Here is a 14,016-nt window from a genome sequence, read left to right on the forward strand (position 1 = left end):
TGCAAGTGTTATTCCACTCGTAACTCATTGATTAAATTAGAACCCGACAAAGACAAAAGCTGACATTGTCGTAAAACTGACAAAAAGCGCTTCACTAATCGTGAAGCGCAATAACGAGCCCGGAACTCTGAGCTAATTCCTGAGTCAGAGAACTGCACCCAGACATACTATGAGACACCAAATGGACATCAAAACCGCTCGCTTCAACGTACGCATCATGTGAGCCCATCTCCTGTTCAAAACAGAGAGTAAAACGCAACTCCGGGTAACTGACTTGCAGGCGAGATAAGGTGTCCTGATTAATATCGGATTCATTGTCTAACTGCGAGACAATATCTGACAGCATGTTCTCGGATAAACGAGTCAGTTCGACGCCGATAGCACGCTCAGCAGCATTAGAATTATTCATAACTCTCTTCCTCCAATATTTTCTCGGAAGTCGCAATGCCTAGGATACGTTTAATCCATGGAGGTGGGTTGGTCGCAATAACATTTGATAAATCCGATAACACTTCTTCAGCAGACATAGGCGTGAGCTTTTTAATCGGATGAATATTGGCGCGTGTGACACGTGCAGCGGCAGGGCCGCCAATAGACAACGTGAACAACATGTGGCAATCACGAACTCTATCTAACATCGCGATAGCACGTTGTTCGCCTTTTTTCTCAGTTGGCATTTCACGCACTTCAACCAACTGATGTTCGATTGCACTGACTTCATAAATCAGCACACGTAAACAAGAACCATAATGGCCATTCACCATTTCACCCTGATTCGAAGTCAAAGCGACTTTTAGTTTTGGTCCTGCAATCGGCTCTTGTGCCGGTACTTGTGGTGCTGAAACATCGCTCACTTCAGGATTACACAAAACATCCAGAGCACTAGACACATCTTTGCGTGTCGGCCCAGAACCAAGAGAGCTCACCATTAAACGAAACGCTTTCGGTGATAAACCCACCAACTTAGTTTCAGTAAGCGGCTCACCCAGATGTTGGATCAATAGCCCTAACAAAGAGCGTAAGTCGATATTCGGTAGCGATTTAGACGCCAAAGCAACTCGAAGAGCTGCTTGGTCAGAAATAGTAGTGTCCATCATGATATTCCCCTTAACTTACGCCGCTTGTAACCGTCTGGCTTTCACTGTGATTGGCAATCTGGGTTTACTGGTCATTGGATCAATATGATAAATAGCACCATTTGCCAGGCGCACTTCACCGCCCCATTTATCTTCAGAATCAAATTCGAAGAAAGTAATGACCTCTTCCAAATCCTTCTTAGGTAAATAAAGTGACAACTGGTTATTTTCGTTGTACTGAATCATTACATTAGCCATAACAACTCCCTCGTTTTCGGCTGAAAAAGGACCGACGGTAAACACCGTCGGTCATTTAAATTAACGAACTAAGTCAAAACCAAGGTCAGTTTTGCCTAGGTCGCTTGTATCACGATCCAGCTTAGCCAGTACTTCGTTAACCAAAGTGGTTAGGACATACATTGCACCTTCATAGCCCAGTGTAGATTGGCGATGTAAGTGGTGGCGGTCAAAGATTGGGAAACCAATGCGCACTAGTGGTACTTCAAACTCAGGACCTTTCGCTTTGGTATCACGCTCGATGAATTTACCGTACGAGTTACCAATCAATAGGTCTGGCTTGTCAGTGAACATGAGTGAACGCAGGTGCCACAAGTCTTGTTTGAAGTACACTTCTGCACCCGCACCGTATGGTGTTTCTGCAAGTTGTGCTTCAATTTGTTTCTTCCATTTTTTAGAACCGTTGTTACAAAGAACATGCTTAATTTCGCAACCAAGCTCGGTCAGGAACTTACACATACCCAATAGGTAATCCGGGTCACCGTAAAGTGAAATCGTTACGCCGTGTAACCATGTGTGCGAGTCAGTCATCATGTCGACAAGACGACCACGCTCTTTAGTGAGTGACGCAGGGATCGGTTTACCTGTTACTTCAGAAACTTTCATCAGGAATTCGTCAGTCCATTCCAGACCCATTGGGATTGCAGTCTTAGGAACTTCTTGTTTCCAAACACCTTCGATGTATTTCTTGGTTTTCACAAGTTGATCAGGCTGAAGCAAGAAAGTTGTTTTAGCATTCGGTGCATCTTTCATTTCTTCAATAGTAGTACCACCAGCATACATACGGTATTCACCGTCTGCAGGGGTATCCAGTACTTCTGATGGATCACATAGGAAAGAATAATCAACGTCCATCTCTTTTAACATACGATGAATGACGCGATAGTTACCAAGGTAAGTTTCAAATCCAGGAATAATGTTGATTTTACCATTGCTGCCAACTTCTTTACCTTCCATATCAGTAAAGTACTTAGCCATGCCTTCAAACATGCCATCCCAACCTGTCACATGACTACCAACAAACGATGGAGTATGTGCAAATGGTGTTGGTAATTCAGCAGGGATATGACCTTTTTGTTTCGCGTTATTAATAAACGCGTTCAAGTCATCCCCGATTACCTCTGCCATACAAGTTGTCGAAACGGCAACCACTTCTGGTTTGTACAGCGCAAATGCGTTTTCCAAACCCTGAAACATGTTTTCCTGACCACCAAATACCGCTGCATCTTCTGTCATAGAGTCAGAAACACACGCAACAGGTTCTTTGAAGTGACGGTTAAAGTATGAGCGGAAGTACGCTACACAACCTTGTGAACCGTGCACATATGGTAGTGTTTTCTCGAAACCTAGAGAGCACAGTACCGCACCTAGTGGCTGACACGCTTTCGCAGGGTCAATCGTAATGTGTTTACGAGCAAAGTTTATCTCTTGGTATTCTTTCGTTGTTGTCCATTCAAAGGTTTCACGAACCTTCTCAGCATCAACGCCTTGTTCAAAAGATGCACGCTTATTCGCCATCATCTCTTGATATTCTGGTTGCTGAAAGAGAGCATAACCAGTTTTAATATCTTCAACTTTTTGAGTCATGAGTATTCTCCTACCGTGCCACTAATCTGTGAACTCCGGCTCGGGTTACATTAATTGGAAATCCTTTCCAACTCACATTAAGCAGTTTTTGCCAGCGCTTCATCTGATGCTTCTTCCAACCAAGGTGCTTTCATCTTGTTCCAGCAAGGGTTGTTGATTGTCAAATCCATATCGCGAGCGAAAATAGCAAAGCCATCTACACCGTGGTAAGGACCTGAGTAATCCCAGCTGTGCATTTGACGGAATGGGAAGCCCATTTTTTGGAATACATATTTCTCTTTAACACCTGAACCAACGAGGTCTGGTTTAAGAGCTTTTACATACTCTTCGAGTTCGTACGCACTTGCATCATCGAATAGCAACGTTGAATCTTTCACTTCTGGGGTTGTTTTCACATAGTCATCGTTGTGAGCGAACTCATAACCTGCACCAGTGATTTCCATACCTAAGTCTTCATACGCACCGATGATGTGACGAGGACGCAGACCACCGACATAAAGCATCACTGACTTGCCTTCCAGGCGAGGACGGTACTTGTCGATAACCGCTTGCCATTGTTCACGGTAGCGAGCAATAACCTCTTCCGTTTGTTGTTGAATTTTCTCATCAAACAACGCGGCAATCTTACGCATTGACTCTTCGATCTTCGTTGGACCAAACAGGTTGTACTCTACCCATGGAATACCATGTTTTTCTTCCATGTAACGAACGATGTAGTTCATAGAGCGGTAACAGTGAACCAGGTTCAGTGCCACTTTTGGTGTGTTTTTCATTTCTGGTAGCGTACCGTCACCAGACCATTGAGCAACAACACGTAGACCCATATCTTCCAGAATGATACGAGAAGACCAGGCATCACCACCGATGTTGTAGTCACCAATGATGGCTACGTCATAAGGGGTTGATTCGATTTTCTCTTCACCCTCAGTTGCATCAAGCACGTAATCACGAATAGTATCGTTAGCGATATGGTGACCCAGTGACTGAGATACACCACGGAAACCTTCACAACGTACAGGGACGATTGTTTTACCGATTTCTGCGCCTTTTACTTTTGCTACCGCTTCGATGTCATCACCGATAAGACCAACCGGACACTCTGACTGTACAGAGATACCTTTTGACAGCGGGAACAATTGCTCAAGTTCATCAATCGCAGCTGAAAGTTTTTTGTCACCACCAAAAACGATGTCACGTTCCTGGAAGTCAGTGGTGATATTCAAAGTACCAAATGAATCAACACCAGTCGTACCAGAGTAGTAGTTACGACGACCAGCACGAGAGTACTGACCACAACCGATTGGACCATGAGAGATATGAATCATATCTTTTACAGGTCCCCAAACTACCCCTTTAGAACCTGCGTAAGCACAGCCACGCACAGTCATCACACCAGGGACCGTTTTACGGTTAGAAGTAATACAAGTACCTTCTGATGTAGAATCGGTAACCGCTACGTGTTTCTGACGGTCTTCACGCGCTTTCTCAGGATAGACTTCCAATACTTCGTCTATCAACGCCTGCTTTTGTTCTTTATTCATCGACATAATCTGCCTCCAAATTTATTTTTAGCTTATAACGGCTTAACTAATATTTAAGCCGAATCAGTTACTTAAGCTAGTTCAGCAGCAGTTTTACCAACGATAGACTCGTCTTCAACTTCCATGATGCCGAATTCCATTAACAGGTCTTCAAGCTCATCCATAGAACATGGCTCAGGGATAACGAACATTTGGTTCTCGATAACTTTCTTAGCAAGAGCGCGGTATTCGTCAGCTTGGTTACAAGTTGGGTCATACTCGATAACAGTCATACGACGGATTTCTGCACGTTGTACGATGTTGTCACGAGGTACGAAGTGAATCATTTGAGTACCGATCTTAGCTGCAAGAGCCATGATCAGCTCATCTTCACGGTCAGTGTTACGAGAGTTACAAATTAAACCTGCAAGACGAACACTACCTGTTGCCGCGTACTTACAAATACCTTTAGAGATATTGTTTGCTGCGTACATTGCCATCATTTCACCAGAAACAACGATGTAGATTTCTTGCGCTTTGTTTTCACGAATTGGCATCGCGAAACCACCACACACAACGTCACCAAGAACATCGTAGAATACGAAATCTAGGTCTTCGTCGTACGCACCTTCTTCTTCCAGGAAGTTGATCGCTGTGATTACACCACGACCTGCACAACCAACGCCTGGCTCTGGACCGCCTGACTCAACACATTTAACGTCACCGTAACCAGTCAGTAGTACATCTTCTAGTTCGATGTCTTCAACAGTACCGGCTTCCGCTGCCATTTCCATGATGGTATTTTGCATCTTAGTGTGTAGGATAAGACGAGTTGAATCCGCTTTCGGGTCACAACCGATGATCATTACCTTTTGGCCTGCTTCAGCTAGAGCCGCTACTAAGTTTTGAGTTGTAGTGGATTTGCCGATACCGCCTTTTCCATAAATTGCACATTGACGAATTGCCATGGTCTATCTCCTTTTTAATTTAGACTCATGACAGATATTGCGAAATGCATACCAAATACCAATTCATATATATTTCAATAACTTAATTTATCTCACCTTTGTATCGCTGAAAACAAACAACTGACATTGTTTGTTTTAGTACAAGATTTGTTTGTCGTGATTGGATGGCTTGGCACAGGTTGGCATAAGAATAAGGAAAGGGTAACGAAAGGACGAAAGTTACCCTTGATAGTACTGTTGCGGCTCTAATCCCCCATTAAAACATGCAGAGAAGAATCATCGTCGACACTCTTGTTGAACAACTTAGTCAACGCTTGGACTTCATCTAAGCTTGGCTCATTTTTCGTCAGCTTATATAAAGAGGCTACTTTGTTATCTACAACAGTTAGCATCCCTTTTATTGATGGGTCATCTCTGGAAACCTGTTTATCTACAGGTTGAGTATTCGCTAAAAGTGACTCTATTTTTTTCTGAAGAGCTGTAATCTCCATCGGTGTACGGATTCGATATAAATATCCACCATCCACTTTTTGTCTGGCAACATACCCCACATTGTCAAAAGCAATAGACTCTCTCACCAATACGGTTGCACTAGTTTTAAAGTCATAGGGCTTGATATCGACAGGGGTATATTTGAATTCAGGTTGGCCAGACAAATTATCCGTGCGAGCATCAACCAGAGAACAAGGCTTACTTAACGGGCCTGTGATTTCATTCCAGTGAATAGGGACAAAAATTTCACCGGGCTTCATGGTGTCACTAATGGTCACTTTAACGACACACTCTCCGTTCTTATTGAACACAACCATCATTTCGTCATTAGAAATGCCATATTGCATCGCCGTTTTGGGATGTATCAATACGTACGGTTCACTGGCATGTTCCGCCAAACGACTCGATAAGCCGGTACGCGTCATGGTATGCCACTGATCTCGACTTCTACCGGTATTCATCACTAAGGGGAACACTTTCGATGTAGATGCTTGCGGCAATGTATGCTTTACCGCGACAAAGTTGGCGCGGTGATCCTCAGTGAAGAAGCGTCTATCTGCAAACATTCGCTGATGAACAATCTTGTTTTGTTTCTCTTTTACCGGCCACTGCTGTGGAGAAAGTGAGTTGTATTCAGAATCGGTTATTTCTGCAAGGCCAGCTAAATTCAGGTCTCGTAGTTTGGCTTGTTCACTTTCGAGGTCTGAGTTACCTAAGGTTGTAAGTTGAGCATACTCCCTGAATATTTCCCCCTCATGTAAATAATCAAATGCTTCTTTAAAGCCGATCCTTTGCGCCACTTGAGAAATAATCCACCAATCCGGCTTTGCAAGACCCGGACTAGCCAGAAGTCTGCGCTGGCGTGAGATACGACGTTCAGAATTCGTCACCGTACCTGATTTTTCGCTCCAGCCTTGTGCTGGTAATAGAACATCAGCGTATGCTGTCGTAGCAGTGTTCTCAATACAATCCGACACCACAACCAAGGGACAATTTTCTAATGCTTGCTTAATCTTTTCACTGTCAGGAAGACTGACTATTGGGTTTGTCGCCATGATCCAGACTGCTTTAATCTCGCCGCTATGAATGGCATCAAACATATCAATCGCTTTTAATCCCGGCTTTTTCGCTAAGGTATCGGTTTGCCAAAACGCCTCAAGACGAGCAATATCATCAGGATGAAACTCCATGTGTGCGGTCAGCGTGTTCGCCAAAGCGCCAACTTCCCGACCTCCCATCGCGTTTGGTTGTCCTGTAACAGAAAATGGACCAGACCCTTCTTTGCCTATCTTTCCGGTAGCCAAGTGACAATTAATAATACTGTTTACTTTGTCAGAGCCTTGAGAGGACTGGTTCACGCCTTGTGAGTAGACCGTGATGACTTTTTCTGTTTGAGCAAAATACTCATAGAATTGCTGAAGTGATGCCAAATCAATGCCAGTGACACCACTCACGTCTGAATCATTTAATGCAGACTGATACGCATCACTGAAACCGTTTGTCGACGAACCAATAAAAGAGTGATCAACAATATTATGTTCCCCGAGATAGACCAATAAGCCATTAAAAAGCGCAACATCAGAGCCGGGATTAATCGCTAAATGAAGATCGGCAATCTCACAGGATTCATTTCGGCGCGGATCTATGACGATGACTTTCAGATTAGCGTTAGTCTGCTTAGCCGCTCTCAAACGCTGAAATAGCACAGGATGGCACCAGGCCAGATTGGAACCAACTAATATAACCAAGTCCGTTTTTTCTAGATCCTCATAGCAAACGGGAACCGTATCCATCCCGAAAGCACGTTTATGTCCTACGACGGTGGATGCCATACACAAGCGAGAATTGCTGTCGATATTCGCGGTGCCAAGAAAACCTTTTATTAGTTTATTCGCTACGTAGTAGTCTTCTGTTAAGAGCTGCCCAGAGACATAGAACGCCACGGATTCCGGACCAAACTCCTCTATCGTATCAGCGAAACCTTTTGCTACGCGGGATAATGCCTCATCCCACTCAGTGTCACGCCAGTTACCTGCTTCTGTTTTGAGTTTTGGAGTCAGTAAACGACCGTCATGGATAACGGTGTCTCCTAAAGCAATGCCTTTAGTACATAATTTACCGTAATTTGAGGGGTGTTCTTTGTCGCCACGTACTTCCAGCTGTCCATTTGACTTAGGTCTGGCTTCAATTCCACACCCTACACCACAATAAGCACATGTTGATTTGATCCATCCTTCGCTCATACCCACCAGTCTCCAACTTTAATTTTAATAACTAATGAGCAAAAACCATTCCAATCATCCAATATCAATGCTTTTACACAATATAATATTAATAATCATATAGTTAATATGACGTATACCACTAAAGTGGTAGATATTATAACTCAATAAAACTACCACCTTTTGTGTATATTTACCCATTTTGATGCAACATTGACCATAAAACATATTCATCTACCACTTTTGGTAGTAGTCCCCATTTCCCTCACACTCCACACCTCACAAAAACAAAACATTATATCTATTTGTTTTTATTGTTTTTTATGTGTTTTTAACAAAAATAAATCATGCTGGCACCCATATTGCTTTGTGGCTAACAACTAGCAAAATCACATTCGAGGCAATGATGATGAATACACAAAATTCAGTTATTGGAAACGTATCACTGGTAGGTGCTGGACCTGGCGATCCAGACTTACTTACCATCAAGGCTATTAAGGCCATTGAACGTGCCGATGTCATCGTATACGACAACTTAGTCAGTAACGGGATCCGTGCTCTGTTTCCGGCTCATTGCAACCTTGTCTATGTAGGGAAAGCAAAAGGCTGTCACAGCTATAAACAAGAAGAAATTAACCAGTTGATTGCCAATTTTGCATTGGATGCAAAGAACGTATGTCGAGTAAAAGGTGGAGACTCCTTCGTTTTTGGACGCGGTGGTGAAGAAATGCTGTTTCTCGCGAAATTAGGCATTAACGTGAGTGTGGTTCCGGGCATTACTGCCGCATCCGGATGCTCCACGTATTCCAATATCCCACTCACCCACCGAGGTTTAGCACAGGGGTGCACATTCATCACCGCACATGCGGATAAGAAGCTTGAAATTAACTGGAGTGCTTTAGCTCAGCTGAACCAAACGTTAGTCATTTATATGGGTCTCACCAAAGCTCCATTAATACAGCAGCAGTTGATCAGTTCAGGTATGAATGCAGATAAGCCCGTGGCAATTATTGAAAACGGTTGTACTCCTCAGCAAAGAACGATCATCGGTCACCTCACTGAGCTTTCCGAATTAGTGTCGCGTCATTCGGTAAAGTCTCCTGCATTAATCGTAATAGGTGATGTCGTCAAAGTCGCAGACCAAATGCAATGGTTACAACAGCTTAACAACAAAAATATGGAAGTTCTTTCCGAGTCAAGTTTACTGAAAAGTGCCTGATTACACGGCCATGGAAAGTCAGAATTACTAAGGGAAATTAGATTATGAGCAAACAAAAAATCATAGTGGTCGGTAACGGAATGGTTGGCCATAAGTTTATTGATACGTTAATCCAGTCTGAGCAAGAGAATGTTGAAGTAATAACGTTTTCTGAAGAGCCACGCCTGGCTTATGATCGTGTTCAGTTGACCTCATATTTTACTGGAAAAACAGTAGAAGACCTGTCGTTAACCAGTGAAGGTTATTATCAGTCAAACGGTATTAAATACTTACTGAATGAGAAAGTGAGTCACGTAAACCCGGAAGATAAACAGATCGTCACTGCTTCAGGCCGTGTTGAGAGCTATGACAAATTAGTGCTCGCTACGGGCTCGTTCCCGTTTGTTCCCCCTATTCCTGGTAATGAAAAAGAATTCTGTCATGTATACCGAACCATAGAAGATTTGGACGAAATCGAACGCTCGAGTAAAGAGAGTAAGATTGGCGTCGTTATTGGTGGTGGTTTACTGGGTCTGGAGGCGGCTAATGCCATCAAAAATCTTGGCTTAGAGACGCATGTTGTTGAGTTTGCACCTCGTTTGATGGCGGTTCAGCTTGATCAAGATGGTGGTGATTTACTTCGCCGCAAAATTGAAGCTCTGGGCGTCACCGTCCATACAGAAAAGGCGACCACAGAAATCGTCGATGGTAACGAATGCCGTTACAGAATGAATTTCGCTGACGGTACTCATATTGACACCGATATGATCGTCTTCTCTGCTGGTATTCGCCCACAAGATGAGTTGGCTCGTAATAGCACGATAGAGATTGGCGAGCGCGGTGGCATTGTGATTAACAACAACTGCCAAACCAACTACGAAGACATCTACGCGATTGGTGAGTGTGCATTATGGGAGCAGCGCATTTTCGGCCTGGTAGCACCTGGCTACCAAATGGCGAAAGTTGCGGCTCAACATATCCTTGGCTCTGACAAGAGCGCCCAATTTACTGGCGCAGATATGAGCACCAAATTGAAACTAATGGGTGTCGATGTTGCAAGTATTGGCGATGTCCATGGCCAGACAGCAGGAGCCCTGTCATACACATACAAAGATGAAATTGAACGAGTTTATAAACGCCTGATCGTCTCTGAAGATAAAAAGAAAATTGTAGGCGCAGTCTTAGTTGGTGATGCCAGTGCCTATGGAAATCTGTTGCAGATTCGCCAGAACGATCTCCCATTACCTGAGAATCCATCCGTATTAATCCTGCCTAATGTGGCTGAAGAAGAATCAGCGGGACTAGGTATTGATGCTTTACCTGACAGCGCGGTTATCTGTTCATGTTTCGATGTTACTAAAGGCTCTATTAAACAAGCGGTAGCGGCTGGTTGCACCACAATGGCTGCTCTAAAAGAGACCACCAACGCATCAACGGGTTGCGGCGGTTGTAGTGCACTGGCAAAACAAGTGCTCGACAACGAGTTGGAGAAACTGGGTGTCGAAGTCAATAACCATGTTTGTGAGCATTTTGCCTATTCTCGTCAAGAAATGAGTGACCTCATTCGGATTAATAACATAAAAACGTTCGATGAACTGTTAGAAAAATACGGTCAAGGGCTTGGCTGTGAAGTATGTAAACCGACTGCGGGTTCTATCTTAGCCTCCTACTGGAATGATTATATCCTGCAGGATGAACATATCGAGCTTCAGGATACTAACGATATCTATCTGGGTAACATGCAAAAAGACGGTACCTACTCTGTTGTACCAAGGGTTGCTGGGGGTGAAATTACACCAGAAAAACTCATCGTCATTGGCGAAGTGGCTCGTGATTTCGATCTTTATACCAAAGTCACCGGAGGACAGCGAATTGACCTGTTTGGCGCTCAACTTAATGATCTTCCTGCTATCTGGAAACGCCTGGTTGATGCAGGCTTTGAGACCGGCCATGCCTACGGTAAATCCGTTCGTACCGTGAAGTCCTGCGTGGGTAGCACCTGGTGCCGATACGGTGTGGGTAATAGTGTCGGTTTCGCTATCGATTTAGAAAACCGCTATAAAGGCCTTCGTTCTCCACACAAGCTTAAGTTTGCGGTATCTGGTTGTACACGCGAATGTGCCGAAGCCCAGTCAAAAGATATCGGTGTGATAGCGACAGATAAAGGATGGAACCTTTATGTCTGTGGTAATGGCGGTATGCGTCCTCGTCACGCCGACTTACTGGCAACAGATTTGAACGACGAAACGTTGATTAAGTATGTTGACCGAGTGCTTATGTTCTATATCCGTACGGCAGACAGACTGCAACGCACTTCCGTCTGGCTTGAGAACCTGGAAGGCGGCATTGACTACCTCAAAGAAGTGGTTATTAACGATAAGCTCGGACTGGCTGAAGAACTGGAAAGATCCATGAAAGACAGTCTGGCTAACTACCAATGTGAATGGAAAACCACATTGGAATCCCCTGAAAAACTGCGCCGCTTCAGTCACTTTATCAACAGTCCTGATCGTGATGAATCGCTTAAGTTCGTTACCATCCGAGAACAGAAGTTTCCAAAAAATACCGCTGAAGAGTTGGCTATCGAAATCGTCGAAGTTAACTAACTTACGGATGAAAGAGTTTCATTTTAGGAGAATCAATATGAGTAACTGGATATCAGTCTGTGAGTCAGATGTTATCGCACCAAATACCGGTGTTTGCGCCAAAGTCGGCAATAAACAGATCGCCATTTTTTTTAGCAAACGCACTAATTCTTTACACGCAATCTCTAATTACGACCCTATCGGCAAAGCTAATATTTTATCGAGAGGAATTGTGGGCTGTATCAACGAAATACTGTGTGTGGCATCGCCGTTATACAAACAACATTTCTGTCTGGAGACAGGAAAATGCATCGAAAACCCAGAATATAACGTGCCGATTTATGAAGTAAGAAATAACAACGGCATGATCGAACTTCGACAATAACGAGAAGCAACCGCCAAAACACCGTGGCATTGTCTTAGCTAAATAACCAAGACAATGCCTTCAAGAAAAATCTTATAAGGATTATTGAACATGGAAAGCTCAAAATTCACCCTCTTTTCCTTTACTGGAAAAATGAAGATCCTCCACTTAAGCTGGATGGCATTTTTTATTACATTTGTTGTCTGGTTTAACTTTGCACCATTGCTACAAATGGTGAAAGAATCGCTTGGCCTTTCGAGTCAGGAAATTAAAACCCTATTGATCTTAAACGTCGCATTAACTATACCGGCGCGTGTGCTCATCGGTATGTTTACTGACCGCTTCGGACCACGAATTGTGTATTCGGCGTTGCTGGCAATCTGCTCTATTCCATGTTTCATGTTCGCCTTTGCAGATTCCTTTGTTCAGGCAGCCATTGCACGTTTCCTTCTTGGTTTTATCGGAGCAGGCTTTGTTATCGGTATTCGTCTGGTTTCTGAATGGTTTCCACACAATCAACTCGGAACCGCAGAGGGTATTTACGGTGGCTGGGGTAACTTTGGTTCTGCCGCAGCAGCATTCACATTGCCAACGCTGGCGCTTATCTTAGGCGGCGACGACGGTTGGCGTTACGCTACCGCTATAACAGGGGCAATGAGTCTTCTGTTCTCCGTTGTTTTTTACAAAAACGTTTCAGATACACCAAAGGGAGCGACCTACTTTAGACCAAAACACCTTTCAGCAATGGAAGTGACATCAAAAGGTGATTTCTTTTTCCTATTGGCAATGAAAGTACCAATGTACGCAGTACTCGCTCTGCTCACTTGGAAGCTGTCACCGAGCAACATCAATATGTTAGAGCAGTGGGTGGTAAACGCTATCTACGTAGGTCTTGCTGTGCTTTACGTTATCGATGCTAATCAGGTGTGGAAAGTAAACAAATCGATATTCGAAAAACCAGTTGAACCTATTCATCAGTACAAGTTCAAGCAAGTGGCAGTTCTGAACGTCCTATACTTTGCAACGTTTGGTTCTGAATTAGCAGTGGTCTCAATGTTGCCATTATTCTTTTCAGAAACATTCGAACTGACACCCGTTGTTGCTGGTATGGTCGCTTCTGCTTACGCTTTCATGAACCTGATGTCTCGCCCTGGCGGTGGTTTAATTTCAGATATGTTTGGCCGTAAACTGACGCTACTCATTCTAACTGCTGGTCTGGCTGTGGGTTACTTCCTTATGGGACAGGTAAACGAAAGTTGGCCTGTATGGTTAGCCGTTGCTGCTGCAATGTGTTGTTCGTTCTTTGTTCAGGCTGGCGAAGGAGCCGTATTTGCAACCGTTCCTCTGATCAAGCGTCGAATGACCGGACAAATTGCAGGTATGACCGGAGCCTACGGTAATGTTGGTGCCGTGACTTACCTGACCATCTTGTCGTTTGTCTCTTACCAAACGTTCTTCTATGTGATTGCAGCGACTGCAGTCGTTGGTTTTGCCGCTCTAATGTTTATGGAAGAACCATCAGGTAAAATCGCAGAAGTTAATGAAGATGGCAGTGTGACACTTATCGACGTATCTAACTAAAATATATAGAGAAGGTTTATCGGGAGATATTGAGTTTTACTAACTTAAAGCTAGCGCATTGGTAGTGTTCAATATCGTTCAAAGGCTCGACCACTAGTGGTTGGGCTTTTGTTCTTGTTACTTTTT

11 protein-coding genes are annotated in these 14,016 nt (G+C 43.8%); 4 read left to right on the forward strand and 7 right to left on the reverse strand.

The features are described 5' to 3' along the window. Positions 1–94: 94 nt before the first annotated feature. The 7 genes from WJM94_RS04845 to WJM94_RS04875 all read right to left on the reverse strand — a co-directional run bounded on the left by WJM94_RS04845 (position 95) and on the right by WJM94_RS04875 (position 8,183). Positions 95–409, reverse strand: coding sequence for a hypothetical protein (locus WJM94_RS04845; RefSeq protein ID WP_444493102.1), 315 nt, complete (start codon positions 407–409; stop codon positions 95–97). Then, positions 402–1,097: a NifB/NifX family molybdenum-iron cluster-binding protein gene (locus tag WJM94_RS04850; RefSeq protein WP_444493103.1), complete on the reverse strand. Its 696-nt coding sequence runs from the start codon at positions 1,095–1,097 to the stop codon at positions 402–404. The genes WJM94_RS04845 and WJM94_RS04850 overlap by 8 nt, the downstream gene beginning before the upstream one ends. A gap of 15 nt (positions 1,098–1,112) precedes the next feature. Further along, positions 1,113–1,334 carry a putative nitrogen fixation protein NifT gene (nifT, locus tag WJM94_RS04855; protein WP_176292819.1) on the reverse strand — a complete coding sequence of 74 codons (222 nt, stop codon included), beginning with the start codon at positions 1,332–1,334 and terminating at the stop codon, positions 1,113–1,115. A 60-nt stretch (positions 1,335–1,394) separates the two neighbouring features. Beyond that, entirely contained in the window at positions 1,395–2,960 is a 1,566-nt protein-coding gene (gene nifK, locus WJM94_RS04860; protein ID WP_444493104.1) for a nitrogenase molybdenum-iron protein subunit beta, read from the reverse strand. A gap of 77 nt (positions 2,961–3,037) precedes the next feature. Then, positions 3,038–4,507, reverse strand: a complete 1,470-nt coding sequence (gene nifD / locus WJM94_RS04865) for a nitrogenase molybdenum-iron protein alpha chain (RefSeq protein ID WP_444493105.1) — start codon at positions 4,505–4,507, stop codon at positions 3,038–3,040. Positions 4,508–4,572: 65 nt separating this feature from the next. Further along, the gene (nifH, locus tag WJM94_RS04870) at positions 4,573–5,448 is read right to left on the reverse strand and encodes a nitrogenase iron protein (protein WP_444493106.1); all 876 of its coding nucleotides are present in this window, start codon (positions 5,446–5,448) and stop codon (positions 4,573–4,575) included. A gap of 245 nt (positions 5,449–5,693) precedes the next feature. Beyond that, positions 5,694–8,183, reverse strand: coding sequence for a molybdopterin oxidoreductase family protein (locus WJM94_RS04875; protein WP_444493107.1), 2,490 nt, complete (start codon positions 8,181–8,183; stop codon positions 5,694–5,696). A gap of 388 nt (positions 8,184–8,571) precedes the next feature. On the opposite strand from WJM94_RS04875, the gene cobA reads away from it, so the two are divergent. The 4 genes from cobA (at position 8,572) to WJM94_RS04895 (ending at position 13,890) form a co-directional block, all read left to right on the forward strand. Then, positions 8,572–9,381 (forward strand): uroporphyrinogen-III C-methyltransferase, encoded by an 810-nt coding sequence (cobA, locus tag WJM94_RS04880; protein WP_444493108.1) that lies wholly within the window; start codon positions 8,572–8,574, stop codon positions 9,379–9,381. A 44-nt stretch (positions 9,382–9,425) separates the two neighbouring features. Next, on the forward strand, positions 9,426–11,966 hold the full coding sequence (nirB, locus tag WJM94_RS04885) for a nitrite reductase large subunit NirB (RefSeq protein ID WP_444493109.1): 2,541 nt from the start codon (positions 9,426–9,428) through the stop codon (positions 11,964–11,966). Between the two features lie 37 nt (positions 11,967–12,003). Then, positions 12,004–12,330: a nitrite reductase small subunit NirD gene (gene nirD, locus WJM94_RS04890; RefSeq protein ID WP_444493110.1), complete on the forward strand. Its 327-nt coding sequence runs from the start codon at positions 12,004–12,006 to the stop codon at positions 12,328–12,330. Between the two features lie 90 nt (positions 12,331–12,420). Beyond that, positions 12,421–13,890 (forward strand): NarK family nitrate/nitrite MFS transporter, encoded by a 1,470-nt coding sequence (locus tag WJM94_RS04895; RefSeq protein WP_444493111.1) that lies wholly within the window; start codon positions 12,421–12,423, stop codon positions 13,888–13,890. Positions 13,891–14,016 lie beyond the last annotated feature (126 nt).

Origin of the sequence: Vibrio sp. YIC-376 (genome assembly GCF_052353105.1) — a bacterium.
GTDB lineage: Bacteria > Pseudomonadota > Gammaproteobacteria > Enterobacterales > Vibrionaceae > Vibrio.

Coding starts and splice junctions, on each gene's coding strand:
- WJM94_RS04845 (WP_444493102.1), bottom strand. CDS start 409: ATGAATAATTCTAATGCTGCTGAGCGTGCTATCGGCGTCGAACTGACT.
- WJM94_RS04850 (WP_444493103.1), bottom strand. CDS start 1,097: ATGATGGACACTACTATTTCTGACCAAGCAGCTCTTCGAGTTGCTTTG.
- nifT (WP_176292819.1), bottom strand. CDS start 1,334: ATGGCTAATGTAATGATTCAGTACAACGAAAATAACCAGTTGTCACTT.
- nifK (WP_444493104.1), bottom strand. CDS start 2,960: ATGACTCAAAAAGTTGAAGATATTAAAACTGGTTATGCTCTCTTTCAG.
- nifD (WP_444493105.1), bottom strand. CDS start 4,507: ATGTCGATGAATAAAGAACAAAAGCAGGCGTTGATAGACGAAGTATTG.
- nifH (WP_444493106.1), bottom strand. CDS start 5,448: ATGGCAATTCGTCAATGTGCAATTTATGGAAAAGGCGGTATCGGCAAA.
- WJM94_RS04875 (WP_444493107.1), bottom strand. CDS start 8,183: ATGAGCGAAGGATGGATCAAATCAACATGTGCTTATTGTGGTGTAGGG.
- cobA (WP_444493108.1), top strand. CDS start 8,572: ATGAATACACAAAATTCAGTTATTGGAAACGTATCACTGGTAGGTGCT.
- nirB (WP_444493109.1), top strand. CDS start 9,426: ATGAGCAAACAAAAAATCATAGTGGTCGGTAACGGAATGGTTGGCCAT.
- nirD (WP_444493110.1), top strand. CDS start 12,004: ATGAGTAACTGGATATCAGTCTGTGAGTCAGATGTTATCGCACCAAAT.
- WJM94_RS04895 (WP_444493111.1), top strand. CDS start 12,421: ATGGAAAGCTCAAAATTCACCCTCTTTTCCTTTACTGGAAAAATGAAG.